The organism is Vibrio sp. 1CM2L, assembly GCF_023161695.1.
In the GTDB taxonomy this organism is placed as follows: Bacteria; Pseudomonadota; Gammaproteobacteria; order Enterobacterales; family Vibrionaceae; genus Vibrio; species Vibrio coralliirubri.
Genome location: NZ_JALNTT010000005.1, coordinates 47,653 through 72,533 on the forward strand (window position 1 = coordinate 47,653; position 24,881 = coordinate 72,533).

Sequence of the window (24,881 nt, forward strand, 5' to 3'; positions counted from 1 at the left end):
GTCACTACATGTTCTCTTCCGCAAACTCAGCCAGTCGGCTACGCACCACACCATTGAGGTGGATGTTGGCACTGCCTTCGAAGTTTTTAAAACGCTCAACCATGTAAGTTAAGCCTGAAGTCACAGGGGTTAGGTAAGAAGAATCTATCTGCGCGAGGTTACCTGAGCAGACGATCTTAGTACCTTCACCACAACGGGTGATGATGGTTTTGATTTGTGAAGCGGTGAGGTTCTGACACTCATCCAAAAGCACAAATGCATTCTGAATCGAGCGGCCACGCATGAAGTTGATTGATTTAAACTGGATGTTGGCTTTGTCGCAGATGTACTTCATCGAGCCTTCTGTGCAGTGGTCATTCTTGTGCAGCGCTTCCAGTGTATCGGTCACTGCGGCTAACCAAGGCAACATCTTCTCTTCCTCTGTACCTGGAAGGAAACCTATCGACTCACCAATATCAGGGGTGTTTCGGGTTACGATGATCTTATCGAACTGTTTGCGTTCAATGGTTTGTTCAAGTGCAGCAGCCATAGCAAGCAGTGTCTTACCACTACCTGCGGCGCCAGTGAGAATCACAAGATCAATATCAGGGTCGAGCAGCGCATCTATCGCCATGCCTTGATAAACGTTCTTTGGTGTGATGTCCCATGCTCTGCGATTCATCAGCCTTTCGCGGCTGAGGTCTCTCAGTGTAATGCTTTCCGGCTCAATCTCCTCGACTCGAGCGGCAAAGTCACTTTCTTCGTCAATCACATATTGGTTGAGGAAGGTTGGCTCGAACGGCGCTCTTGCTAAGGTGTGCAGCGTCTTTCCGCCTAGGCTTCTGCTCTCAACATTATCGATACCATCCCAAAATGAGCCTTCCAATTGTTGGAAGCCTTTGGTGAGGTATTGGATATCATCAATCAGTTGGTCAGTTTGATAGTCTTCAACGAAACGGACACCGGCGCCTTTTGCTCGCAAACGCATGTTGATGTCTTTGGTGATAAGAACCACTTCGCGTGGCGCGCGTTTATTTTGAAGGTAGAGGACTGCGTTGAGGATTCGGTTATCGCCTGCCTTGTCATCGGCGAAGGCTTTGATGCTTTCTTGAAGTTCGTAGTCAGCGAGTATTGAAATACTGCCAGATGCGTTTATGTCTTTAGAAAAAGGGATGCCTTCCGATATTTGGTCTGGTGTGGCTTCCCTGAACAGGTCTTCGAGCGTTCGAATCGCAATTCTCGCGTCTCGAGCAACGTCTCTTTTACTGTCTTTGATTCTGTCGAGTTCTTCTAGCACTGTCATGGGGATAACGACATCGTGCTCTTGGAAAGAAAATATAGCGAAGGGTTCGTGAAGTAGAATATTGGTGTCTAAAACAAATAGCTTCCGGTTGGTCTCGCCCATAGCATCTCCTTGCCGACGTGCGGCTTGCCTTGCATTCATTGAACGTAGATAAAGCTCATATAAAGATTAGTATCTGATTCTGGTGATAGTCAACTACTCACCTAAACTTCATCTAGAGGAATAGCACCATATCGTTACGAGTGAACATGGTGTATTCGTTTGAGAGCAGCAATCTGCTACCTATAGATTAACCATGAATTTTTGACAGTTTGATTGCACTGGCGAAAACAGAAAAAAAGCATGAAATCATCTCCTTTAGGCGTGACCTAAATCACAGCATCGAGTAAGATTAGCGACCTTTTTCTGCACCATTTTCTCGAGATATTTATTATTGAGAGCGCACTTAAAAAGTGGCTGCAAACTAGACATTTTTGGCTATATTTTTAGTTCAGGAGCGATAACGTTCTTGTTTGAAACTGCAGTTAAGAAGACCAAATTCCAACTATAAGATTGAGGTAGTCGATTCATGACATTTGCTTTGGGGCAACGCTGGATAAGCGATACGGAGAGCGATTTAGGTTTAGGTACCGTTGTAGCAATGGATGCTCGCACAGTGACACTAATGTTTGCAGCGTCAGAAGAAAACCGTGTTTATGCACGTACTGATGCTCCCGTAACCCGAGTAACGTTTAATGTAGGCGATGTCATCGAATGCCAAGAAGGTTGGTCTCTGTCTGTCGAAGAAGTTATCGAAGACAAAGGGCTGCTAACCTACTTAGGTACTCGCGAAGATACCCAAGAAACAGAAGTCACCCTGCGTGAAATCTTCTTAAGCAACCAGATCCGCTTTAACAAACCACAAGACAAGCTGTACGCGGGTCAAATCGACCGTATGGATAACTTTGTGTTGCGTTACCGAGCGCTGAGCAACCAGTACCAACAACACAAGAGCCCTATGCGTGGCTTGTGTGGTATGCGTGCTGGCTTGATCCCTCACCAGTTATACATCGCTCATGAAGTGGGTCGTCGTCACGCTCCGCGCGTTTTACTGGCTGATGAAGTGGGTCTAGGTAAAACCATCGAAGCGGGCATGATCATCCACCAACAGGTGCTGTCTGGCCGTGCTGAACGTATTCTTATTGTGGTTCCTGAAACTCTACAACACCAATGGTTAGTAGAGATGATGCGCCGTTTCAATCTGCACTTTTCTATCTTCGATGAAGAGCGTTGTATTGAAGCGTTTGCTGAATCAGACAACCCATTTGATACCCAGCAATACGTTCTGTGTTCTTTGGATTTCCTACGTAAGAGTCGTAAGCGCTACGAGCAAGCACTTGAAGGCGAGTGGGACTTGTTGGTTGTCGATGAAGCGCACCACCTTGAGTGGAGCCAAGACAACCCAAGCCGTGAATACCAAGTGGTTGAAGGCTTAGCGGAAAATACGTCTGGTGTGCTACTACTAACAGCAACGCCTGAACAGCTTGGTCGTGAGAGTCACTTTGCACGTCTGCGTCTGCTTGATCCTGATCGCTTCTACGATTACGAAGCATTCGTTGAAGAAGAAGACCAATACGCACCGGTTGCTGATGCAGTAACGGCTCTGTTCTCTGGCGTGAAGCTTGAAAACAGCGCGAAGAACCAGATTACGGAACTGCTTTCTGAGCAAGATGTTGAGCCTCTGTTCCGCGTGATTGAAGGTGATAGCAGCGAAGAAGAGCAAGCATTAGCTCGCCAAGAATTGATTGATAACCTTATGGATCGCCATGGTACAGGTCGTGTTCTTTTCAGAAACACACGAGCTGCAATCAAAGGCTTCCCTAAGCGTAATGTAAACCTACTGCCGATGGAAATTCCAACGCAGTACACAACCTCAATGCGTGTATCTGGCATGATCGGTGGCAAGATGGCTCCCGAAGCTCGTGCAATGAAGATGCTGTACCCAGAAGAGATCTTCCAAGAGTTTGAAGGTGAAGACTCAAGCTGGTGGCAGTTCGACTCACGCGTTAACTGGTTGATTGAAAAGATCCAAGACAAGCGCAGCGAGAAGATCTTAGTGATCGCCTCTCGTGCAAGTACGGCTTTGCAATTAGAGCAAGCACTGCGTGAGCGGGAAGGTGTACGTGCAACCGTATTCCACGAAGGCATGTCGATTCTAGAGCGTGATAAAGCTGCGGCTTACTTTGCTCAAGAAGAGGGCGGCGCTCAGGTTCTTATCTGTAGTGAAATCGGCTCTGAAGGTCGTAACTTCCAGTTCGCTAACCAACTTGTGATGTTCGATCTTCCATTCAACCCAGACTTGCTTGAGCAACGTATTGGTCGTTTGGACCGTATTGGTCAGCTGCGTGATATCGACATTCATGTTCCTTACTTAAAAGGCACATCACAGGCGATTCTTGCGCGTTGGTTCGATGAAGGTCTGAATGCATTTGCGGAAACTTGTCCAACGGGTCGCACGGTTTACGATAAGTACTCAGATGTTCTTATCGAGATGCTGGCTTCTGGTAACACAGAGCAACTTGATGAAGTGATTGAAGAGTCTGCCAAGCTAAATCAAAGCCTGAAATCAGATCTAGAAAAAGGCCGTGATCGCCTATTAGAAATGCATTCAAACGGCGGTGATAAAGCGCATGAAATTGCAGAAAAGATCGCGTCGACTGACGGCGATACTAACCTAGTGACGTTTGCATTGAGCCTGTTCGACACGATTGGCTTAAACCAAGACGACAAGGGTGAGAATGCGCTGGTTGTGACGCCATCTGAGCACATGATGGTACCAAGCTACCCAGGCTTACCATACGAAGGCGCAACCATCACGTTTGATCGTGATACTGCGCTTTCTCGTGAAGACATGAACTTCATTAGCTGGGAACACCCAATGATTCAGGGCGGTATTGATCTACTACTGAGTGAAGGTGTTGGTGCATCAGCGGTATCGCTACTGAAAAACAAAGCGCTGCCAGTGGGGACTATCCTGCTTGAGCTGGTTTACCTTGTGGATGCGCAAGCACCGAAACGCAGCGGTATCAGCCAGTTCTTACCTAAGACGCCAATTCGTTTGATGATGGATGGCCGTGGTAATGACTTATCAGCTCAGGTTGAGTTCGACAGCTTTAACCGTCAATTAAGCCCTGTAAATCGTCACTTAGCGAGCAAGCTAGTTAACTCGGTACAAGGTGAAATTCACAAGCTAATCGAAGCGGGTGAGACGCACGTACTTCCTAAAGTGGAAGAAGTGCGTGAACAAGCTCAACGAGACATGCAGACTAACCTGAACGGTGAGTTAGAGCGTCTACAAGCGCTTAAAGCTGTGAACCCTAACATTCGTGATGAAGAGCTAGAGGTAATCGAAGCTCAAATCAATGAATTGACAGGTTACATCAGCAAAGCTCAGGTTCAGCTAGATTCATTACGCTTGATTGTGGTTTCTCACAACTAGTTTTGAATTAGCGAGATGCTTCAACGAAATAAGGCCTTCATCATGAAGGCCTTATTTTTATCTAGCGTTTGAAAGCTGTTTTGGTTGTTGAAAGATGTATTGGCTGAAAAATTACATCAACCACTTCCACCAAACAAATACTGCTAAGAAACCAAACAGGTAAACAAGACCCGCGACAGACAGCCATTTTAGCTTGCTGCCAATGGCTAGAGCTTCTGGAAGCTTAGCCTTATTCACTAAGATGAAGTTAAGCAGCGCGAAGAATGGCGTAGTCGCAAAGGCAAGCACCATCGCGAAATCAAGCATTGGCATCAGTGCAGCGCTAAAGAACATTACAATCGCTAATGCCGCGAGAGAGACAATGATGATCCAGCCTTGCAGCATTCTTGGGCTTGAATCTTTTTTGAATAATAGGCGCTGTGATTCAGCAAGCACGCGTGAGTAGCCATCAATAACGGTAATCGTGCTACCAAAGATACAGAAGAAAGCGATAAGAGCGATTAGCGGACGAGACCATTCACCAATTGTCGAAGCGTAGATGCCGACCAATTGATGAGTGAAGCCAACACCGGAGCGAGACAGTTCAACTCCCGAACCGTGAAGCACTAGCGCGCCTAACGCAACAAATACTAAAGCAAGCAATGCAGTACCAATGTAGCCGACATTGAAATCGAACAGTGCTGATTGTGCGGTCACTTCCTGCTTCTCTTTTTGGCTTTTTAGCCACATAGAGGTGATGCTGGAAATTTCGATAGGCGCAGGCATCCAACCCATGGTCACCACGATAAAACCAATAGCAGCGAGAGACCAAGGCGACGGCGGAACAAAAGCAGCATCAGGTTCGACTGGAGAGCCGATAGCAATAGCGACTGCAGCTAAGGTTGTGATGGTCAAGATCGCCATGATCGCTTTGGACAGCGTATCAAGCGCACGATAATGGCCAGCAAACAGAATAATCAAACAGGTCGCTAAAACGATCATGCACAAGGTGCTGGTGGCTAAATCGAAAGGAACAAAGTAACTGAGTAGGCTTGCACTGAATAATAGCAGGGCAGCGGTATTCACGACCGCAGATATGGCACTCAAGATCGAAAAGATCACAAGGTATGGGCGGCCTAGGTTAGAGTAACCTTCCACCAAGCTTTGACCCGTTCCTAGCGTGTATTGGATGCCGGCTCTGAAGAATGGATATTTAAATACGTTAACGAGGATAATGAGAGCGGCAAGCTGCCAACCATAAATCGCACCCGCCTTGGTTGAGGCGACTAAGTGAGAACCACCTACAGCCGCTGCGGCCATCATAATGCCTGGGCCAAGAGACTTAATTAAACTTGATAGGGGAGCTGAGGTTGGTGTTTTTGTGTTGGTGGTTTTAACCGTACTGTCCATCGTTTTTCCTTTGATGCTGACTTCTTATTATCCGTTACCCTATCAATACCATGTTTTGTAAAGTCGTCAACTTTTATGTACGAAAATGTTGAAAATTGTATTTATTTATAAACAAATCAACCGTAAATTATTTATTCACTAGCAATTAAGAGGCTTCAATGGCGTTAGAACAGTACACACCACCGCGTGAACCGTGGATTGATATTGTTTATCAAGATGACGATATTCTTGTGGTGAACAAGCCTGCAGGCCTGCTTTCAGTGCCAGGAAGGTTACCTGAGCATTACGACAGTATGTGGAGTCGGTTAGTTGTCGAATTTCCAGAGATTCAAGTCGTGCATCGATTGGACATGTCGACATCGGGCTTGATGCTGCTCGCTAAACACAAACAAGCTGAGCGTCATTTGAAGAAGCAATTTCAATATCGACTGACACACAAACTCTATTACGCGCGAGTATGGAGTTCCGTTGAAAAGAAAGAAGGCGTGATTGACCTTCCTCTTATTTGCGACTGGCCAAATCGACCAAGACAAAAGGTGTGCTTCGAGGATGGTAAGCCATCTCAGACTCGCTATGTGGTGGAACAAGAAGAGGCTCAAACGACCTTATTGAAATTACTGCCAATTACCGGGCGTTCCCATCAGTTGCGAGTGCACTGTATGGAGATGGGGAATCCGATTGTGGGTGATGAGTTTTATGCAACGCCAGATGCTTTTAACTATAGCGATAGGTTGGCTCTGCACGCGTGTGAACTCAGTTTTTATCACCCGGCCAATGATCAGTTGTTCAAAGCCTTTGTTCCGTGTGAGTTTTATCCTCAAGCATCGCCACAAATCGAGCAGCACTTTGAAATTGCGCCAGAGCTTCCAGACTACAGTAAGCTAAAAGCTTAGAATGGTCTCATCAATACCAATTCAAGGACGTACAATGCCGAAGTTGAAAGTGGTCTTTCTCGACAGAGCCACCATCCCATCTCAAATCCATTTAAAACCTCTCAGCTTTGAACATGAGTGGGTAGAGTATGACTTTACTGCTCCAGAACTCGTTGCTGAGCGAGTTGTCGGAGCAGATGTTATTATCACCAATAAGGTTGTGCTCAATGCTGATAATTTAGCTCAAGCACAACAACTCAAGTTGATCGCTGTGTCAGCGACAGGCGTCAATAATGTCGATGTCGACTATTGCAAGAGTAACAATATCGCAGTGGCTAATGTGCAAGGCTATGCGACTCAGTCGGTACCTGAACATGTGATTGGTATGCTGTTTACGCTAAAACGAAATCTGGTTGGCTACCATCAAGACATTGAAGCCGGCGAGTGGCAAAAGGATAAGCAGTTCTGTTTCTTTACTCATCCTATTCAAGATGTGGCTGGTCGTGCATTGGGTTTAATTGGTAGTGGCAGTTTAGGGCAAGCGACTGCGATATTGGCTAAAGCGATAGGTATGAAGGTGATTTTTGCTGAGCGAAAAGGGGCGGAGTTTTGTCGAGAGGGGTATCTACCTTTTGATACAGTGTTGCAGCAAGCGGATGCGCTCAGCCTACATTGTCCGTTGACCGAAGCGACTCGAAACCTGATTTCAGAGCGAGAGCTAGCAATGATGAAACCAAGTGCGGTGTTAATTAATGCTGGCCGTGGTGGACTTGTCGATGAGCAAGCCCTAGTTGAGGCTTTGAAAAGTAATGAAATCGCAGGTGCGGGTATGGATGTGTTCACACAAGAGCCTGCAGACAATTCGAACCCACTATTGGCCAACAGTCACCTACCTAACTTACTGCTGACACCACATGTGGCATGGGGCAGTGACAGTTCAATTCAAAAGCTGTCTGATATCTTAATCGACAATATTGATGGGTTTGTTGCGGGTAATCCGCAGAACTTAGTGAGTTGATTGAAGAATTAAATTGCGTGAACGAAAAACAAAAAAGGTTGGCTTTTAGGCCAGCCTTTTTAGATCGTTGTGTCGATTAAGTGATTTAGCCTTGCGGCTTAACTACCAATACATTGATTGGTGAGTTCTGTACCACTTTGCTTGCAACAGAACCAAGCACAACTTTGTCGATTTTCGAACGCTTATGGCTAGGCATCACGATAAGGTCAGCGCCCAGTTTTTCTGCGTAATCTAGAATCGTTGTGTAAGTCTTGCCTTCGGCAACGTGAACTTTATACACCACTTCATCGTCAATGTGCTTGTCAGCAAACTCTTTGAGCTGATTTTTCACATCAAGCTTCATTTGGTTCGCTGCATCTTTCGGGAAGTAAGACGCAACCATCGACATGTGAATGCCCGGTAGTACGTTCAGAATGTGGACTTCAGCATTGCTGTGTTTCGCGTGCCATACCGCTAGCTCGACTGCTTTATCAGAAAAGCCTTTGTCGTTAAGATCAACGGGAACAAGGATTTGTCTATACATGTATTCGTCTCTTTTTGAGCAGCGCTTAGTACATACCAAACGCTGTAATTATCTTTTCCATGTAGTAAAAAAGCCAAATAGAGTAGAGCGCTACTTGGCTCTATCCATTACGCGCTAATCTCATCCTTACGAGCACGCCTTCTTTGGTTCATCGCTAAACCAATCAAAATCAGTAGGGCAGGTAAGAATACCCACTCTTTCATTGGTCGTTCTGCGTCTTGGATAACTGATTTAATTTCCCAATCAAAGTCAATGCCAGCGGCTTCTGCAGGGCTACCAAACTCAACCATATCAACAATCATCTTGTCGTCAGCTTGTGTCAGCATTAGGCCCATTGAAGCAATGCGGTCTTCACTTGTTGTCGCAGAATCTTCAAACGGAAGGCGAACTGTTTTCTCAGAATAGTTACCTTCTAAGTTTTCGCCACCTACTCTCAATTCAAGTGATTGTCCCACAGATAGGTTTTCTGTGATTTGAGCGATCTCAACTCCAGGTGAAAGAACTTTCTCTGGATAAATCATGTCCCACCAGAAACCTGGGCGGAAGAAAGAGAAGGTCAGAACGATAAGCAGTATAGTTTCCCACCACTTGTTCTTGGTGAACCACCAACCTTGAGTTGCTGCGGCAAAGATAAGTACCGCAGTCACAGAAGAGAAAATCGTTAGTGCTAAGTGCCACCAAGAATCAATACCCATCAACAGTAGTTGGGTATTGAAGATGAACATGAATGGCAAGATAGCGGTCCGGATATCGTAGGTAAAACCTTGAATACCTGTACGAATTGGGTCGGATTTTGCAATCGCGGCGGCCGCAAAGGCTGCCAGACCTACCGGAGGTGTGTCATCTGCAAGAATACCGAAGTAGAACACGAATAAGTGAACCGCAATCAATGGAATGATCAAGCCGTGCGCTGCGCCTAAGGTCACAATTACCGGCGCCATCAATGTTGAAACAACGATGTAGTTCGCCGTTGTTGGCAAGCCCATACCTAAGATTAAGCTGATTACTGCAGTGAATAGCAACATAAGAATGATGCTACCGCCTGAGATGAACTCAACGAAATCCGTCATTACAAGGCCGATACCCGTTAAAGTCACCACGCCTACAACTGTACCTGCAGCCGCTGTCGCGACACCGATACCAATCATGTTACGTGCGCCCGAAACCAAGCTCTCTGCGAGATCAACGAAGCCAGCTTTAGTTTGCTCTGCAAGATCGTCTGATTTGTTCATCAGAGTCATTAAAGGACGCTGAGTGATCAGAATGAAGATCATGAACACGGTCGCCCAGAATGCCGACAGGCCTGGAGAAAAACGCTCGACAGTCAGACACCAAACAAGCACCACGATAGGCAGTAGGAAGTGCAAACCAGATTTAATCGTTGGACCTGGATCCGGAACTTCTTTGAGATCCGCATCGATTTCCATGCCGCCTTCAGATGCGTATTTTGCTGATACACGAACCAGAGCGACATAAGCGACTAATAGAGCCACCGTTACGATTGGTGTTGCAGCATCGCCAAAGACATCTTTCGTCCAACCGACACCGTAGTAAACCGCGGCACTGATAACACACAGGCCTAAAATGGTACCCGTGAAAGAAAGTAAGCTTTGTACGATAGTTGGTGTATGGCGACGAGGTAGGCCGGTCATACCTGCTTTACATGCTTCTAGGTGAACAATGTAAATCAGAGCGATGTAAGAGATCAGAGCGGGCAGTAGCGCGGCTTTGATAACTTCTACATACGAAATACCCACATACTCAACCATCAAGAAGGCTGCTGCACCCATGATCGGTGGTGTTAATTGACCATTGGTTGAAGCCGCGACTTCTACTGCGCCTGCTTTTGTGCCCGGGAAACCAACGCGCTTCATTAGCGGGATAGTAAATGTACCCGTGGTTACCACGTTTGCAATAGATGAACCTGATACCAGACCAGATAAACCAGAGGCTACAACGGCTGCTTTTGCTGGACCGCCTTTCATGTGACCAAGCAGTGAGAATGCCACTTTGATAAAGTAAGCACCAGCGCCAGCACGTTCTAGCATTGCACCAAACAGTACAAACAAGAATACAAATGACGTTGATACGCCAAGTGCCACACCGAATACACCTTCAGTTGTTAGCCACAGATGCGACATTGCCTTGTTCAGGCTCGCACCTTTGTGGGCAATAACGTCCGGCATGTGAGGGCCGCCAAAGGTATAAAGTAGGAATACTGCTGCCACAACCATAAGAGGTGGACCCAAAGCGCGTCGTGTTGCTTCAAGCAGTAAAACCATACCGAATACAGCCGCAACAATATCGAATGTTGTTGGTGCGCCCGAGCGCTCAGCGAGTTCAGTATAGAAAATATAGATATAAGAAGCTGAAAAGCTACCTACAAGCGCTAGTATCCAATCGACTGCGGGGATGCGATCCCTAGGCGAATTCTTCATGGCTGGATAAGCGGTAAAGGCTAGGAAAATAGCAAACGTGAGGTGAATTGCTCGAGCTTCAGTGTCGTTTAAAATTGCGAAGTTAAAAATGAACGGCAGCGGAGATGCATACCAAAGTTGGAACAGTGACCAACATAGAGGCACAAACCATAAAATACGGCCTTGGATACCACGAGGGCTACGCGCACCAGTATCTGATTGTGCCACCATTTCTTGCACATCTGGAGACGGTGATGTTGTCTGCGTCATGTACTTTATCCTTATTATTGATGGTCTGCCTTTTCTTACGAACAACCAAACGTTATTTATTTCCTATCTAGTGTAGTGAATGGATAGGGAAATGCGTTTTTTGTTCGTCTTTGTCTTAGGCTTGATACGAAGGTAAGTCCTCCAAATTGGAGAAACTTAAAGGGCTGTTCTTTTCACTTAAATTATTTTTATAAAACGTGAAAAGCCAATAAGGAGGGCTAGCCTCCTTATTGGTGTAGTAGGCTTAAAGTAGAGTTACTTTAGAAGGCCCACTTCTTTGTAGTATTTTGCTGCGCCTGGGTGAAGAGGGATAGAGATACCCGCTTTAACCATGTCTTCTTTTTTCAGGTTAGCAAATGCTGGGTGTAGGCGTTTGAAAGTGTCAAAGTTTTCAAATACTGCCTTAGCAACGTTGTATGCAACTTCTTCAGAAACGTCTGAAGTTGTTACCATAGTTGCTGCAACACCGAAGCTGTTTACGTCAGCGTCAGTACCACGGTACATACCAGCAGGAACTGTGCTGTAAGCGTAGTATGGGTTTTCAGCTACGATCTTGTCGATCTGTGGACCTGTTGCTGAAACCAGTTTTGCATCACAAGAAGTTGTTGCTTCTTTGATTGATCCGTTCGGGTGACCAACCATGTAGATGAATGCATCAATCTTGTTATCACAAAGTGCTTGTGAACGCTCAGAACCTTTAAGCTCAGAAGCAAGCTTGAAGCTGTCGTTAGTCCAGCCCATAGCGTCCATTACAACACCCATCGTTGCACGGTCACCAGAACCTGGGTTACCAATGTTTACACGCTTACCTGCTAGGTCAGACACATTGTTGATGCCAGCATCAGTACGAGCGATGATGTTGAACGGTTCTGTATGTAGAGAGAACATCGCGCGAAGTTTCTTGTATTCGCCCTGATCTTTGAACTTACTTGTACCGTTGTAGCCGTGGTATTGCCAGTCCGATTGAACAACACCGAAATCTAGTTCACCAGCACGGATGGTGTTAACGTTGTAGATTGAACCACCAGTAGACTCTACAGAACAACGAATGTTGTGGTCTTTGCGGCCCTTGTTCACTAGCTTACAAATCGCACCACCAGTTGGGTAGTAAACACCCGTAACTGAACCAGTACCAATTGTGATGAACTCTTGAGCGTTAACAGCGCCAGCGCCCATTACAGCAGCTGCAATAGCACCAACTTTAATAAGTTTGGTAAATGCCATGAATTTCCCTTCCTTTATTCATTATTAACCCTGAAACAAGTGTAGTTGCTTCTGGAGTTTCCTATTTGGAAACGGCACCTTTTTCAATCCATGTGATGAAAAAGTGGCTGAATAATATCAAAAATTGGCAGAAAATTACTCGAATGTTAAAAGATATAGCTAAAAAATCTAACAAATGATGTCTGGATCTCGTGTTTGATTTGCTACTGAGTTTTTTAAAATCAATAGTTTAGTGTGATTTTAGAAGGGAGGTATGGATATTCTAGGATGTGATTTGGATCACGAAGCGAATAGATGCTCGTGATCCATTAATAAGGCTGATAGTTATGAAACAGCGATCAATTATCCAGCGTATTCAAACAGTTCGCACACTGAATCAAACAGTTGCTTAGTGGTAACCGATAACGTTGGAGTAATGAAGATAGTGTCATCACCTGCGACTACGCCCAGTATGCCTTCCGACTTACCTAGTGAGTCTAATAAACGAGCAATCAGCTGCGCCGCACCAGGGCCTGTGTGTATCACCACCAATGCATTGTTGTGGTCAATATCTAGTACTAATTCTCTTAGAGAGCTAGAAACGGTCGGAACACCTAGCTCAGCAGGAAGACAGTAAACCATCTCCATTTTTGCATTACGAGTTCGAACGGCACCAAACTTGGTTAACATACGCGAGACTTTAGATTGGTTGATGCTTTCAAAACCTTCGTGTTTTAGGGCATCCACAATTTCGCCTTGTGAGCCAAAACGTTCTTCTTTTAGTAAGGCTTTAAATGCACGAACTAAGTTGTCTTGCTTTTCTGTATTGCGCATATGTCATTCTTATTCATTAACAAAGATGTTTGCATATTCTCGCATACATATTCAATTTTAGCCAAAACATCCCTGTAATTTGTTAGTCATATCACTGTAAATATTTAATAGAATAATGTGTTATTTGCGACGACTTATTTTGTTATTTCAGTCGATTATCGCCATAATGCGAACTTGCTGTGTAGCACGGTTTTATTGACTTGCGCGAAGTCGCAAAGCTAGCGTTAATTGATTGTAATCACTTTGTGATTAATATAGTTTTTTAACTTAGATTTAGCTCAAGAATTACCCTACAAAGAATCTATAAGAGAAAGCTCTCAAGGAGAATAACAATGAAAGTAGCTGTTATTGGTGCCGCTGGTGGCATCGGTCAAGCCCTAGCCCTACTACTTAAGAACCGCCTACCTGCTGGTTCAGATCTTGCACTTTACGACATCGCTCCGGTAACACCGGGTGTTGCTGCCGATCTTAGCCATATCCCAACGCCTGTTTCGATCAAAGGTTACGCGGGTGAAGATCCAACACCAGCACTAGAAGGTGCGGATGTTGTACTTATTTCAGCAGGTGTTGCTCGTAAGCCTGGTATGGATCGTGCGGATCTTTTCAATGTGAACGCTGGCATTGTTAAGTCTCTTGCAGAGAAAATCGCAGTTACTTGTCCGACTGCTTGTGTTGGTATCATCACGAACCCAGTAAACACAACAGTACCAATCGCGGCTGAAGTACTGAAGAAAGCGGGCGTTTACGACAAGCGTCGTCTATTCGGTATTACGACTCTTGATGTGATTCGTTCTGAAACGTTCGTTGCTGAACTAAAAGACAAAGATCCAGGCGACATCCGTGTTCCTGTTATCGGTGGTCACTCAGGCGTAACGATTCTTCCTCTACTTTCTCAAGTTGAAGGCGTAGAGTTCACTGACGAAGAAATCGCAGCACTAACGACTCGTATCCAAAATGCAGGTACAGAAGTAGTAGAAGCTAAAGCTGGCGGCGGCAGTGCGACACTGTCTATGGGTCAAGCGGCTTGTCGTTTCGGTCTTGCTCTAGTGAAAGCGCTTCAAGGTGAAGAGAACGTGATTGAATGTGCATACGTTGAAGGTGAAGGCGAACACGCTCCATTCTTCTCACAGCCAGTTAAGCTAGGTAAAGAGGGCGCTGAAGCGATCCTTAGCTACGGTGAGCTAAGCGACTTCGAACGTAACGCTTTAGATAGCATGCTTGAGACGCTAAATGGTGACATCGAGATTGGTGTTGAATTCGCTAAATAAGCGAGACGCTATTTAACTCAGTCTAAAGCTAATTATTAAGGGCCGGTCATTATGATCGGCTTTTTTGATCCTGAAGTTCAAGCTACTCGTATTCACCTCTACAACCAAGGTGAAGGTAAATGTTATGGCTACTGTTCAGAAGGGTATGAATGTCGAATATTTGGGGCACTTAGGAAAAGTATTGGTAATTGATGAGCAAGAGCAGTACGCGTTAGTAGAGACTTACAACGGGCATGAGCAATACGCAGTGCCAATGGAAGAGCTTGAAGAAATTGAAGCTCAACTGCCGTTATCATTAGAAGCGAGCCGATATTGAATTTGGCGCTCTTACAAATATTTGTTCAAAACTGAAAAAAGAGCCCTGAGGCTCTTTTTTTGTTATTTATATAGAAGCTAGAAGCTAGAAGCGAGTTGTCTATTAACCTGCTTACTTGCTGCGTTTAACAGCTAAGTGTGCGAGCGTGGTTAGCGCTTGCTTATATTCAGAGTCAGGAAGTACAGAAAGCTCAGCGATGGCTTTATCGGCCTCTTCGTAGGCTTTATTTGTTGTGTACTCTAAAGAGCCTGTCTCTTTCATCACCGCCATAATGTCGTCGAGACGTTCCATGCCGTTCGCTTTCTCAATCGCTTCACGAATCATGCTGGCTTGTTCAGGAGAACCATTATGCATTGCGTAAAGTAGAGGCAGTGTTGGCTTGCCTTCGGCTAGATCGTCGCCAACGTTCTTACCCATCTCTTTACCATCTGCAGTGTAATCCATCACATCGTCAATCAGCTGGAATGCGGTGCCTAGGTATTTACCATAGTTCTGCATTGCTGTTTCGATTTCTGGTGATGACTCAGTAAGAATCGCGCCGATTTGGGTCGCAGCTTCGAACAAGCGAGCAGTCTTAGAGTAGATCACCTGCATGTAGCTTTCTTCTGTGGTGTCTGGGTTATTGCAGTTCATTAATTGTTGAACTTCACCCTCGGCAATCACGTTTACCGCTTCACTCATTAGCTCGAGGATCTTTAAGGATCCTAGCGTTGTCATCATTTGGAATGAGCGAGTGTAGATAAAGTCACCCACCAAAACGCTAGCGGCATTACCAAAAGCGGCATTGGCCGTCGCTTTACCACGTCTCATGTCCGATTCGTCGACAACATCGTCGTGAAGCAGGGTTGCGGTGTGAATAAACTCGATAAAGGCTGCAGAGGTGATATGAGCTTCACCTTGGTAACCGAGTGCGCGAGCAGATAAAAGAGCAAGCAAAGGGCGTAGGCGTTTGCCACCACCGCTAACGATATAAAAACCAAGCTGGTTGATTAAACTTACGTCAGAATTAAGTTGGGCTTGAATTGTTTCATTCACTTTTGCCATATCATTGGCAGTAAGCGTTTGGATAGCTTTAAAATCCATTGTTCATCCGGCTGAAGTTAGACCCTGTAAGGCTTATACGTTGTATTTAATTGTTGAATAATACACTAAAAAACGTTGATTAATACATCGCTAAAGGGCATGATTGCCGCACTTTTCTTTGGCGAACAGGTTTTCGCCAATTTTTTAAAAATATGGCTTGTCATAGCGCCATGATTCCCGTAGAATCTGCGCCCTATTGATTAGTTTAGCGCACACCCGAGTTGTACAATTAACAACCATAGGCTGTGCGGAAAAAGCGGAGTAAAATATGTACGCTGTTTTCCAATCTGGTGGCAAACAACACCGAGTAAGCGAAGGTCAAACACTTCGTTTAGAGAAATTAGACGTTGAAACTGGTGCAACTGTTGAATTTGATAAAGTTCTTCTTGTTGCTAACGGCGAAGAAATCGCTGTTGGTGCACCTCTTGTTGAAGGTGGCAAGGTTACTGCAGAAGTAGTACAACACGGTCGTGGCGATAAAGTAAAAATCGTTAAGTTCCGTCGTCGTAAGCACTCGCGTAAGCAAGCTGGTCACCGTCAGTGGTTCACTGAAGTGAAAATCACTGGCATTAACGCTTAAGTATTAGGAGAGTTTAACAATGGCACATAAAAAAGCTGGCGGTTCTACTAATAACGGCCGCGATTCAGAAAGCAAACGTCTTGGTGTTAAGCGTTTTGGTGGTGAATCTGTTCTTGCAGGTAACATCATCGTTCGTCAACGTGGTACTAAGTTCCACGCTGGCACAAACGTTGGCATCGGTAAAGACCACACTCTTTTCGCTCTTACTGAAGGTAAAGTGAAATTTGCTGTTAAAGGTCCTAAAAACCGTAAGTTTGTAAGCATCGAAGCTGAGTAATTTAATCTTTAATTAGATTATTTTATTAGCTTTCAAGCTGAATTCAAAAGCCCTGCCGATTCGGCAGGGTTTTTTATTTATAGCAAGAATAAAAAAGCAGACGCTCTTGTTTTGGTTTTGAGAAGCCGTTTTATTTTTTGATAAACAGATTAGTTTTTAAGAAGCCGTTTGTTTTTAATAAATAAGAAGCAAAGAACCTCTCCTTATTTGTTCCTTGGTTGCAGGTCGGCCTAGATCTTAGGTGATCGATCTAAACACGGATCTGCTAGAATTTATATCACTCCTTGATGAGTGATAACGCAACGTAAGTGCGGAGTTAAAAAATGAAATTCGTTGATGAAGCGGTAGTAAAAATAGAAGCCGGTGATGGCGGTAATGGTACAGTGAGCTTTTGGCGCGAAAAATTCGTCGCTAAAGGTGGTCCTGACGGCGGTGATGGCGGTGACGGCGGTGATGTTTACATCCAAGCGGATGAGAACTTAAACACGCTGATCGATTATCGTTTCCAACGTTTTTACAACGCAGAGCGTGGTGAGAACGGTCGCGGTGGTAACTGTACTGGTAAACGTGGTAAAGACATTACACTGAAAGTGCCTGTAGGTACTCGTGCAGTTGATATCCACACCAACGAAATCGTTGCTGAAGTTGCTGAACACGGCAAGAAAGTAATGGTTGGTAAAGGTGGTTGGCACGGTCTTGGTAACACGCGTTTTAAATCGTCTGTTAACCGCGCTCCTCGTCAAAAGACAATGGGTACTAAAGGCGAAGTTCGTGAACTGCGTTTAGAGCTTCTTCTATTAGCTGATGTTGGTATGCTTGGTCTACCAAACGCAGGTAAATCTACTTTTATTCGTTCAGTATCTGCTGCGAAACCAAAAGTGGCTGACTACCCGTTCACTACCTTGATCCCAAGCTTGGGTGTGGTAAGTGTTGTTCCTGAAAAGAGCTTCGTTGTTGCCGATATCCCAGGTCTAATCGAAGGCGCAGCTGATGGCGCAGGCCTTGGTATCCGCTTCCTTAAGCACCTTGAGCGTTGTCGTGTTCTGCTGCATATGATCGACATTATGCCGATCGATCAATCTGATCCTATTCAGAATGCACTAACGATCATCGATGAGCTTGAGCAATACAGTGAAAAAGTTTCACAGAAACCTCGTTGGTTAGTGTTCAACAAAGTTGACCTAATGCCAGAAGACGAAGCAGACGAAAAGATTCAAGAAATCATCGATGCTTTGGGTTGGGAAGGCGAGTACTTCAAGATCTCTGCTGTGAATAAAATCGGCACCAAAGATCTTTGCTTCAAACTTGGTGAGTTTATGGAAAACCTACCTCGCGAAGTTTTAGAAGTTGAAGAAGAAGAAAAAGTAGACTTTATGTGGGATGACTACCATAAAGATGCGATGAGCGGTAAGAATGTCGTTACTGAAGATGACGACGATTGGGACGATTGGGATGACGAAGAAGATGACGGCCATGTTATCTATGTTCGTGACTAATCCCTCTTAGTTTCTCATAACGCATCGGTCGCTTCTTACAAGTACACTGATAGTTTTATTAAACCGCAATGAAAATTGCGGTTTTTTTGTATCTAAATCATTATGTACTGTCGAATTTTAATGCAGAATTTATTTCTAGATAATTAATACCAATCGTAGTAAATAACTGGTCACCCTAGCTTGTTAAAACGCTCGATAACTGCGTTAGAGATTTTGATTGTAGAATAACTACTTATCGAAGATCTCTGCCTTGTTCTCAAGCTTTTTTCCTACGCTATTTCTGATCACTTACTTACTGTGATTGGTATAACGCCTATGGGAAGGAAATCATGGCATCAAAGCAAAGAGCGATCTCAAGACTCGTCGCTCAATCAGGACAAATGTTATTGGCGCACGGGGCAGAGAGCACTCTGGTCGGCGATATCATGCGCCGCATCGGCATTGCTTGTGGGGTTAATGAGGTTGAAGTCGCACTGTCAGCCAATGCGCTTGTTGTAACTACCGTAATGGATGATCACTGTATTACTACAACTCGAAGTTGTGCTGATCGTGGCATTAACATGCAGGTTATCACCGACATTCAACGCATTTGCATCATGATGGAGAAGGGAATTCTCGATTATGATTTGGCGTATAAAAAGATTCAAAATATCAGCCCCGAGCGCTACAACCGATGGTTAGTGGTTGTGATGATAGGGTTGTCGTGCGCCTCTTTTAGCCACCTTGCGGGCGGAGACTGGCAAGTCTTCATGATGACTTTTATTGCTTCAGCTTGCGGCATGATCGTCAGACAAGAAATTGGGCATCGCCATTTCAATCCGCTATTAAACTTTGCTATCACAGCATTCGTTACTACTACCATTTCAGCTCAAGCCGTACTTTACAATATTGGCGGCCAACCCACGATCGTGATGGCTTCATCAGTATTAATGTTAGTACCCGGTTTCCCTCTGATTAACTCCGTCGCTGATATGCTTAAAGGCCATATTAATATGGGGTTAGCGCGCTTTACCATGGCCAGCTTATTAACTTTGGCGACAAGCTTGGGCATTGTTGCGGCGATGAGCCTGTCGGATGTTTGGGGGTGGGCGAGTTAATGAGTATTTTCGAACTGTTTTTAGGTCTGTTCAACGATATGTTTTTCGCCGCTATTCCTGCGGTTGGGTTTGCATTGGTATTTAACGTCCCGCAACGCGCTTTAATTTATTGTGCACTCGGTGGTTCTATCGGTCATGGTAGCCGTTATCTGATGATGCACTTTGGTATTCCAATCGAATGGGCAACGTTCTTCGCCGCGACTGTGGTTGGCATGATAGGGGTTCATTGGTCACATAAACTCTTGGCACATCCGAAGGTGTTTACGGTTGCTGCTCTAATTCCTATGGTGCCAGGTGTGTTTGCCTTCAAGGCGATGATTGCGATGGTGGAGATTAACAGGGCAGGCTACACGCCTGAGTTGTTGGCAATGTTGATGGAAAACTTTTTAAAATCGATGTTCATTATCGCAGGGTTGGCGGTTGGCTTAGCTGTGCCAGGGCTGTTATTCTATCGCCGTAGACCTATCGTTTAGCGTTAATTTTCTTTTTAGGGACAGGACTTTCGATTTATGATCATCAGCATGATAGCGGCAATGGCAAACAACCGTGTAATTGGTAAAGACAATCAGATGCCTTGGCATTTACCTGCGGATTTTGCATGGTTTAAACGCTCGACTATGGGTAAACCAGTCGTGATGGGACGTAAGACCTACGACTCAATTGGACGCCCTTTACCGGGTCGGCCGAATATTGTTATCAGCCGTGATGAGAGTTTAAAAATTGAAGGTGTAACGACGGTAACCTCTATTGAGCAGGCATTAGAGCTGCTCAGTGATGTTGAAGAGGTGATGATCATTGGTGGCGGCTCTATTTATGAGAGCTGTTTACCTAAAGCGGACAAGTTGTATCTGACTTACATCGATTTCGCCGTCGATGGAGATACACAATTTCCTGACTGGGGTGAAGGTTGGAAGCAGAGCTTTAACGAGAGTTATCAAGCTGACGAGAAAAACAAACACAACATGGAGTTTGTGATTCTCGAGCGTTAACTGTGGTTATCAATAGATAGTCTCTGAAAAATACTTGCGTTACTGTACCAGTAGCGCAAGTATCTCGTATTTCTATAGCGCTTTTTGGGTAAAGAACTGTTTATCTTCCCAGCGAAGTATCGTCAACTCTCCTCCCCAGACGCACCCAGTATCAAGTCCAATCACGTCTTTTCCGTTATAGCCTTCAAGTGCAGCCCAGTGTCCAAAAACAACGGTTTTATCGAGCTTTATGCGTTGAGGAAGGTCAAACCACGGCACTAATGGTTCATCGGTAATTTCATTCGGTGGTAGCTTACATGCCATGTCGAGTCGGCAATCTTCAAAACAGAAACGCATTCTTGTCAGGCTATTGATCGCATAGCGATAGCGCTCAATATCATGTAAATCCTGATGCCATAAATCAGGTGCGTTGCTGTACATGTTTTCGATTAGCCATTGCCATTTATCGGACTTTAACAAGGATACGATCTCTCGATTTTCAACACGTGCTCTTTCTAGGCCCCATTGCGGTGAGATACCTGCGTGGCACATCACGAACTCTGGATGTTCCTGAAGCAAAGGCTGTTGTCTTAACCATTCGAGTAACAGTTCTCGATCTTCAGCATCAAGAATCGCTTGAGTCTTATCTTTTGGTTTCGCTGGAAATTGCCCTAAGGACACCGCCAGAAGGTGTAAGTCGTGGTTGCCTAATACAACCTTAGCTGCGTCACCAAGGCTACGAATAAAGCGTAGCGTCTCCAATGATTTAGGGCCTCGAGCAACTAAGTCTCCGGCGACCCATAACGTATCTTGGTGTTTATCAAAGCTGATAGTTTCAAGCAGCAATTGAAGTTCGTCGAAGCACCCTTGGATGTCTCCGACAATATAATTCGACACAATAATTTCCTGTAGATACGTATGTACGACTAATTAAGAATATTAGGGATTGCGAGTCTGAATGGGTCAACTTCAGTAATAAAATCAATGCCCTTGTTATCGGTCATCACATAGTGACCTTGCATTACGCCAACAGGGGTTTCGATGACAGTGCCACTTGTGTAAGTGTATTCGTCGTTGGCTTCAATCACGGGTTGCTGCCCTACCACACCATCACCCTCAATGGTAAGTTGCTTGCCGTTAGAGTCGGTAATTAACCAGCGGCGAGACATAAGTTGCACCGTTGTTTTACTTAGATTTTTGATGGTAATAATGTAGGCGAAGACATAACGATTCTTCGTTGGCTCAGATTGTTCTTCTATATACTTAGAGTGAACCTGGCATTTGATACAAGGCGTAGATATATCCATATTCGCACCTTTTGTTGTTGATATACTTAATGTAATTAAAGTATTACATAAAAAAGGCTCCTAACCGAAGTGTAGGAGCCTTTTTTATTTATTTGTCAGCGTTGTGGCTGTCGTACAACCAGTTTGCCATGTCGACAAACTGCTCAAGCGTTAAGTTCTCAGGACGCATGCTTGGGTTGATACCTAGCTCTTCCAGTACTTCTTTATCGATCAAGCTCTTGTAGCAGTTACGAACCGTTTTCCGACGCTGGTTAAAGCCTTCACGACATACGCGATCAAGCCATTTCAGATCTTTTGCCGGGTAAGGTAGCACTTCGTATGGCTGTAAGCGAACGACTGCTGAGTCTACTTTCGGTGGCGGAACGAAGGCCGTTGGTGGCACTTCTAGCACAGGTGTCACTTTACAGTAGTATTGAGCCATTACAGTAAGGCGACCGTAAGCTTTGCTGCCAGGGCCTGCCGCCAAACGGTTAACCACTTCTTTTTGAAGCATAAAGTGCATATCTTGTACGTCTTTATGGAATTCAAAAAGGTGGAACATCAATGGTGTAGAGATGTTGTATGGCAAGTTACCAAAGATACGTAGCTTATTGTTCGGCTTAACCAATTCTTGGAAATCGAACTTCATCGCATCGCCTTCACGGATCGTTAGCTTATCGGCCAGATCTGGATGGTTACGAAGACGCTCTGCAAGGTCTCTATCCAATTCGATAACGGTAAATTTATCGACAAGCTTACCCACAGGCTCAGTAATTGCGCCTAGACCAGGACCGATCTCTACCAAGTTTTGACCGGGTAGTGGGTTAATGCTCGATACGATGCCATCAATAATGTATGGATCGTTAAGGAAGTTTTGACCAAAACGTTTACGCGCTTTGTGCCCTAAGTGGACATCATTTCTCATTGCTTTTTCTCTACTAATTCAATGGCGTGCGTGAGCGCTGTTCTAAAGCTCCCTGTATCGGCTTGGCCTTTCCCTGCCAAGTCTAAGGCGGTACCGTGGTCGACTGATGTGCGAATAAACGGTAAGCCAAGCGTGATGTTCACTGAGCGACCAAACCCTTTGTATTTCAATACCGGGAGTACTTGGTCGTGATACATACCTAAAACAGCATCTGCATCTTGCAAATATTTTTCATTAAAGATGGTATCTGCTGGCAATGGGCCAACTAAATTGATGCCATCTTTTTGGCGAATTTTTTCTAGCGTCGGGGTGATGGTTTCAATTTCTTCACGCCCTAAACAACCATCTTCACCAGCATGTGGATTCAAGCCACATACGTAGATAGTTGGTTTCTCAATCGCAAATTTCTCAACCAAATCTTTATTCAGAATAGCAATAATTTGTTCTAATCTGTCTTCGGTCACAGCTTGAGATACATAAGCTAGTGGGATGTGCGTTGTTACTAGAGCAACACGCAGCCCTTCAGTTGCCAACATCATCACCACCAGTGGTGTATTGGACTTCTCTGCAAAGAACTCGGTATGGCCGCTAAAAGCAACGCCAGCTCGGTTAATTACACCCTTGTGAACGGGGCCGGTGACAATAGCATCAAATTCATCATTCATACAGCCAATTGCTGCGGTTTCTAAAGTATTTAATACGTAATGACCATTAGCCTCGTTGAGTTGACCTGCAACTGCCGTTTCAGCAAGTGGAACGTGTTTCACTACCAGTGTACCAGCGCGTTGCGGTTGCTTAGTTGCGTTTGTGTCATAATCTAGCAGATCGACTTCGATACCAAGAATTTTAGCTCGCTCGGATAGCAGTGTTTTATCAGCACAAACCACGAGTTGATGAGGCCAACTTTCTTGAGATAGAGCCAGAGTTAAATCTGGACCTATCCCTGCTGGTTCACCTGCGGTTATGACAATACGTTTAGTTGTTGTCATCTTGGTCGTCCTCAACCATTTCAACAAAGGCACTTGCTCTTACTTCTTGCAGCCAAGCACCAGCTTCTTCGTTGAATTTACGGTTAAATAGAATTTGGTAAGCCTTATTTTTCAGAGCTGAATCGGTGCGGTCTACTTCGCGACGGTCTAGTACTTCAACAATGTGCCAACCGTGTACTGTTTTGAATGGTGCACTGATCTTGCCTTCAGGCAGGGTTTCTACTTGGTGTTTGAACTCTGGTACATACAAATCTGGTGTTTGGTAGCCTAGCTCACCATCTTGTACTGCAGAACCTGGATCTTGGCTGTATTGCTGTGCAAGGTCGCCAAAGCTCGCTTCACCTGCGTTTACGCGGCGTGTGATTTCTTCAAGTTGTTCCTTCGCGCCATCGTCACTCAAGATGACAGTTGGCTTAATCAGGATATGACGAGCATTCACTTCCGTTACTGCTACGGTTTCTAAGCCTTTCACATCTTCAATTTTTAGAATGTGGAAACCTACACCGCTACGGAAAGGGCCAATGATGCTGCCTTTATTTTGCATTTTGATTTGGTCAGCAAAAATGGTTGGCATCTCTTCTTTACGCATCCAACCCCAATCACCACCTTGCAGCGCTTTAGGACCCTTAGAGTAAGTATACGCCATGGTGCTGAAATCTTCGCCTGAGTTCAGTTCTTCAACTAGCTCAGTAGCTTGAGCCTCTAACTCTTCTTTGGTTTGGTCATCATTAAAGCGCAGCTGAATGTGGCCAATTTTGTATTGAACGGTCGCGTTAGTCTCTTGAGCTAAGATATCCGCTAGGTTATCGACCTCCGCAGGAAGAATATTGATACGGCGACGAACTAAAGCGTTACGAGCTTCACTTGCTGCAATCTCTTTTCTTACTTGCTCACGAAATGCATTGTAGCTAAGGCCTTCTTCCGCAACCGATGCGGTAAGTTGTTCAACTGTTTGGTTGTTGTCTTTCGCGATGCCTTCGATTGCTTGATCAAGTCTAGCATCATCAATACGAACGCCAATACGTTCCGCTTCTTGAGTTTGAATAGTATCGATGATCAGTTTTTCTAGTACTTGCTCATTGAGCACATCTTGCGATGGCAATGTTTGCCCGCTTTTCTTAGCGTTTGCACGCAGCGTCTTCATCGAAGCATCGATGTCGCTTTGCAAGATAACGCCCTCGTTAACGATAACTTTTACGCTGTCTAGCTCGACCGGCGCTGCAAAGCTTGTTGATAAAGTACAAGTCGCTGCGATAGCAATTAATGTGCGTTTCCACAATGTCATGTGTAATCCTTTAAATTTACTGATG

23 protein-coding genes are annotated in these 24,881 nt (G+C 44.9%); 11 read left to right on the forward strand and 12 right to left on the reverse strand.

Annotation, left to right across the window (positions count from 1 at the left end; genetic code table 11):
• Positions 1-4 precede the first annotated feature (4 nt).
• Positions 5-1,384 carry a PhoH family protein gene (locus MSG34_RS17160; protein WP_017062953.1) on the reverse strand — a complete coding sequence of 460 codons (1,380 nt, stop codon included), beginning with the start codon at positions 1,382-1,384 and terminating at the stop codon, positions 5-7.
• A gap of 466 nt (positions 1,385-1,850) precedes the next feature.
• Here MSG34_RS17160 and rapA point away from each other — a divergent pair, with 466 nt between their 5' ends.
• A complete protein-coding gene (rapA, locus tag MSG34_RS17165) occupies positions 1,851-4,760 on the forward strand; it encodes an RNA polymerase-associated protein RapA (protein ID WP_248338758.1) in 2,910 nt (969 codons plus the stop codon).
• A gap of 111 nt (positions 4,761-4,871) precedes the next feature.
• Here rapA and MSG34_RS17170 read toward each other — a convergent pair whose 3' ends face one another.
• Complete coding sequence (locus MSG34_RS17170; protein ID WP_048609638.1) at positions 4,872-6,149, reverse strand: divalent metal cation transporter; 1,278 nt, start codon at positions 6,147-6,149, stop codon at positions 4,872-4,874.
• Positions 6,150-6,307: 158 nt separating this feature from the next.
• On the opposite strand from MSG34_RS17170, the gene MSG34_RS17175 reads away from it, so the two are divergent.
• Together MSG34_RS17175 and MSG34_RS17180 are read left to right on the forward strand one after the other, a co-directional pair.
• Entirely contained in the window at positions 6,308-7,042 is a 735-nt protein-coding gene (locus MSG34_RS17175) for a pseudouridine synthase (RefSeq protein WP_248338759.1), read from the forward strand.
• 34 nt (positions 7,043-7,076) lie between these two features.
• On the forward strand, positions 7,077-8,039 hold the full coding sequence (locus MSG34_RS17180) for a D-2-hydroxyacid dehydrogenase (protein ID WP_248338761.1): 963 nt from the start codon (positions 7,077-7,079) through the stop codon (positions 8,037-8,039).
• 85 nt (positions 8,040-8,124) lie between these two features.
• On the opposite strand, the gene MSG34_RS17185 is transcribed toward MSG34_RS17180, so the two are convergent.
• From MSG34_RS17185 to argR, 4 genes are all read right to left on the reverse strand, one after another.
• Positions 8,125-8,562, reverse strand: a complete 438-nt coding sequence (locus MSG34_RS17185) for a universal stress protein (RefSeq protein ID WP_048609641.1) — start codon at positions 8,560-8,562, stop codon at positions 8,125-8,127.
• Between the two features lie 107 nt (positions 8,563-8,669).
• A complete protein-coding gene (locus tag MSG34_RS17190) occupies positions 8,670-11,249 on the reverse strand; it encodes a TRAP transporter permease (RefSeq protein WP_048609642.1) in 2,580 nt (859 codons plus the stop codon).
• Positions 11,250-11,504: 255 nt separating this feature from the next.
• Positions 11,505-12,473, reverse strand: coding sequence for a TAXI family TRAP transporter solute-binding subunit (locus MSG34_RS17195; RefSeq protein WP_017061374.1), 969 nt, complete (start codon positions 12,471-12,473; stop codon positions 11,505-11,507).
• A gap of 342 nt (positions 12,474-12,815) precedes the next feature.
• A complete protein-coding gene (gene argR, locus MSG34_RS17200; protein WP_004740827.1) occupies positions 12,816-13,286 on the reverse strand; it encodes a transcriptional regulator ArgR in 471 nt (156 codons plus the stop codon).
• Between the two features lie 332 nt (positions 13,287-13,618).
• On the opposite strand from argR, the gene mdh reads away from it, so the two are divergent.
• Together mdh and MSG34_RS17210 are read left to right on the forward strand one after the other, a co-directional pair.
• On the forward strand, positions 13,619-14,554 hold the full coding sequence (gene mdh / locus MSG34_RS17205) for a malate dehydrogenase (RefSeq protein ID WP_248338763.1): 936 nt from the start codon (positions 13,619-13,621) through the stop codon (positions 14,552-14,554).
• 124 nt (positions 14,555-14,678) lie between these two features.
• Positions 14,679-14,870, forward strand: coding sequence for a hypothetical protein (locus tag MSG34_RS17210; protein ID WP_017061375.1), 192 nt, complete (start codon positions 14,679-14,681; stop codon positions 14,868-14,870).
• Between the two features lie 111 nt (positions 14,871-14,981).
• Here the strand turns inward: MSG34_RS17210 and ispB are convergent, their stop codons facing one another.
• Positions 14,982-15,953 (reverse strand): octaprenyl diphosphate synthase, encoded by a 972-nt coding sequence (ispB, locus tag MSG34_RS17215; protein WP_017061376.1) that lies wholly within the window; start codon positions 15,951-15,953, stop codon positions 14,982-14,984.
• A 268-nt stretch (positions 15,954-16,221) separates the two neighbouring features.
• On the opposite strand from ispB, the gene rplU reads away from it, so the two are divergent.
• From rplU to folA, 6 genes are all read left to right on the forward strand, one after another.
• Entirely contained in the window at positions 16,222-16,533 is a 312-nt protein-coding gene (gene rplU / locus MSG34_RS17220; RefSeq protein ID WP_004740823.1) for a 50S ribosomal protein L21, read from the forward strand.
• Positions 16,534-16,552: 19 nt separating this feature from the next.
• Positions 16,553-16,810, forward strand: coding sequence for a 50S ribosomal protein L27 (rpmA, locus tag MSG34_RS17225; protein WP_004735905.1), 258 nt, complete (start codon positions 16,553-16,555; stop codon positions 16,808-16,810).
• 323 nt (positions 16,811-17,133) lie between these two features.
• Positions 17,134-18,306 (forward strand): Obg family GTPase CgtA, encoded by a 1,173-nt coding sequence (gene cgtA, locus MSG34_RS17230; RefSeq protein WP_248338765.1) that lies wholly within the window; start codon positions 17,134-17,136, stop codon positions 18,304-18,306.
• 329 nt (positions 18,307-18,635) lie between these two features.
• The gene (locus MSG34_RS17235; RefSeq protein ID WP_017061378.1) at positions 18,636-19,403 is read left to right on the forward strand and encodes a threonine/serine exporter ThrE family protein; all 768 of its coding nucleotides are present in this window, start codon (positions 18,636-18,638) and stop codon (positions 19,401-19,403) included.
• Positions 19,403-19,876: a threonine/serine exporter family protein gene (locus tag MSG34_RS17240; protein ID WP_048609645.1), complete on the forward strand. Its 474-nt coding sequence runs from the start codon at positions 19,403-19,405 to the stop codon at positions 19,874-19,876. Before MSG34_RS17235 ends, MSG34_RS17240 begins: the two co-directional genes overlap by 1 nt.
• Positions 19,877-19,912: 36 nt before the next feature.
• Positions 19,913-20,392, forward strand: coding sequence for a type 3 dihydrofolate reductase (folA, locus tag MSG34_RS17245; RefSeq protein WP_048614861.1), 480 nt, complete (start codon positions 19,913-19,915; stop codon positions 20,390-20,392).
• A gap of 72 nt (positions 20,393-20,464) precedes the next feature.
• Here the strand turns inward: folA and apaH are convergent, their stop codons facing one another.
• The 5 genes from apaH to surA all read right to left on the reverse strand — a co-directional run bounded on the left by apaH (position 20,465) and on the right by surA (position 24,856).
• Positions 20,465-21,268 carry a bis(5'-nucleosyl)-tetraphosphatase (symmetrical) ApaH gene (gene apaH, locus MSG34_RS17250; RefSeq protein WP_248338767.1) on the reverse strand — a complete coding sequence of 268 codons (804 nt, stop codon included), beginning with the start codon at positions 21,266-21,268 and terminating at the stop codon, positions 20,465-20,467.
• Positions 21,269-21,297: 29 nt separating this feature from the next.
• Positions 21,298-21,678 carry a Co2+/Mg2+ efflux protein ApaG gene (gene apaG, locus MSG34_RS17255; RefSeq protein ID WP_004735899.1) on the reverse strand — a complete coding sequence of 127 codons (381 nt, stop codon included), beginning with the start codon at positions 21,676-21,678 and terminating at the stop codon, positions 21,298-21,300.
• A gap of 88 nt (positions 21,679-21,766) precedes the next feature.
• Positions 21,767-22,582: a 16S rRNA (adenine(1518)-N(6)/adenine(1519)-N(6))-dimethyltransferase RsmA gene (gene rsmA / locus MSG34_RS17260; protein WP_017062942.1), complete on the reverse strand. Its 816-nt coding sequence runs from the start codon at positions 22,580-22,582 to the stop codon at positions 21,767-21,769.
• The gene (gene pdxA, locus MSG34_RS17265; protein WP_248338769.1) at positions 22,579-23,571 is read right to left on the reverse strand and encodes a 4-hydroxythreonine-4-phosphate dehydrogenase PdxA; all 993 of its coding nucleotides are present in this window, start codon (positions 23,569-23,571) and stop codon (positions 22,579-22,581) included. Before pdxA ends, rsmA begins: the two co-directional genes overlap by 4 nt.
• Positions 23,558-24,856 carry a peptidylprolyl isomerase SurA gene (gene surA, locus MSG34_RS17270; protein ID WP_248338771.1) on the reverse strand — a complete coding sequence of 433 codons (1,299 nt, stop codon included), beginning with the start codon at positions 24,854-24,856 and terminating at the stop codon, positions 23,558-23,560. The genes pdxA and surA overlap by 14 nt, the downstream gene beginning before the upstream one ends.
• Positions 24,857-24,881 lie beyond the last annotated feature (25 nt).

Bases quoted from the DNA above. Each gene is read 5' to 3' on its own strand.
- argR (WP_004740827.1), bottom strand. From the start codon at position 13,286: ATGCGCAATACAGAAAAGCAAGACAACTTAGTTCGTGCATTTAAAGCC.
- MSG34_RS17195 (WP_017061374.1), bottom strand. From the start codon at position 12,473: ATGGCATTTACCAAACTTATTAAAGTTGGTGCTATTGCAGCTGCTGTA.
- MSG34_RS17240 (WP_048609645.1), top strand. From the start codon at position 19,403: ATGAGTATTTTCGAACTGTTTTTAGGTCTGTTCAACGATATGTTTTTC.
- MSG34_RS17190 (WP_048609642.1), bottom strand. From the start codon at position 11,249: ATGACGCAGACAACATCACCGTCTCCAGATGTGCAAGAAATGGTGGCA.
- MSG34_RS17160 (WP_017062953.1), bottom strand. From the start codon at position 1,384: ATGGGCGAGACCAACCGGAAGCTATTTGTTTTAGACACCAATATTCTA.
- apaG (WP_004735899.1), bottom strand. From the start codon at position 21,678: ATGGATATATCTACGCCTTGTATCAAATGCCAGGTTCACTCTAAGTAT.
- rplU (WP_004740823.1), top strand. From the start codon at position 16,222: ATGTACGCTGTTTTCCAATCTGGTGGCAAACAACACCGAGTAAGCGAA.
- rsmA (WP_017062942.1), bottom strand. From the start codon at position 22,582: ATGAGAAATGATGTCCACTTAGGGCACAAAGCGCGTAAACGTTTTGGT.
- rapA (WP_248338758.1), top strand. From the start codon at position 1,851: ATGACATTTGCTTTGGGGCAACGCTGGATAAGCGATACGGAGAGCGAT.
- mdh (WP_248338763.1), top strand. From the start codon at position 13,619: ATGAAAGTAGCTGTTATTGGTGCCGCTGGTGGCATCGGTCAAGCCCTA.
- MSG34_RS17185 (WP_048609641.1), bottom strand. From the start codon at position 8,562: ATGTATAGACAAATCCTTGTTCCCGTTGATCTTAACGACAAAGGCTTT.
- cgtA (WP_248338765.1), top strand. From the start codon at position 17,134: ATGAAATTCGTTGATGAAGCGGTAGTAAAAATAGAAGCCGGTGATGGC.
- MSG34_RS17180 (WP_248338761.1), top strand. From the start codon at position 7,077: ATGCCGAAGTTGAAAGTGGTCTTTCTCGACAGAGCCACCATCCCATCT.
- MSG34_RS17210 (WP_017061375.1), top strand. From the start codon at position 14,679: ATGGCTACTGTTCAGAAGGGTATGAATGTCGAATATTTGGGGCACTTA.
- pdxA (WP_248338769.1), bottom strand. From the start codon at position 23,571: ATGACAACAACTAAACGTATTGTCATAACCGCAGGTGAACCAGCAGGG.
- folA (WP_048614861.1), top strand. From the start codon at position 19,913: ATGATCATCAGCATGATAGCGGCAATGGCAAACAACCGTGTAATTGGT.
- MSG34_RS17235 (WP_017061378.1), top strand. From the start codon at position 18,636: ATGGCATCAAAGCAAAGAGCGATCTCAAGACTCGTCGCTCAATCAGGA.
- surA (WP_248338771.1), bottom strand. From the start codon at position 24,856: ATGACATTGTGGAAACGCACATTAATTGCTATCGCAGCGACTTGTACT.
- ispB (WP_017061376.1), bottom strand. From the start codon at position 15,953: ATGGATTTTAAAGCTATCCAAACGCTTACTGCCAATGATATGGCAAAA.
- MSG34_RS17170 (WP_048609638.1), bottom strand. From the start codon at position 6,149: ATGGACAGTACGGTTAAAACCACCAACACAAAAACACCAACCTCAGCT.
- rpmA (WP_004735905.1), top strand. From the start codon at position 16,553: ATGGCACATAAAAAAGCTGGCGGTTCTACTAATAACGGCCGCGATTCA.
- MSG34_RS17175 (WP_248338759.1), top strand. From the start codon at position 6,308: ATGGCGTTAGAACAGTACACACCACCGCGTGAACCGTGGATTGATATT.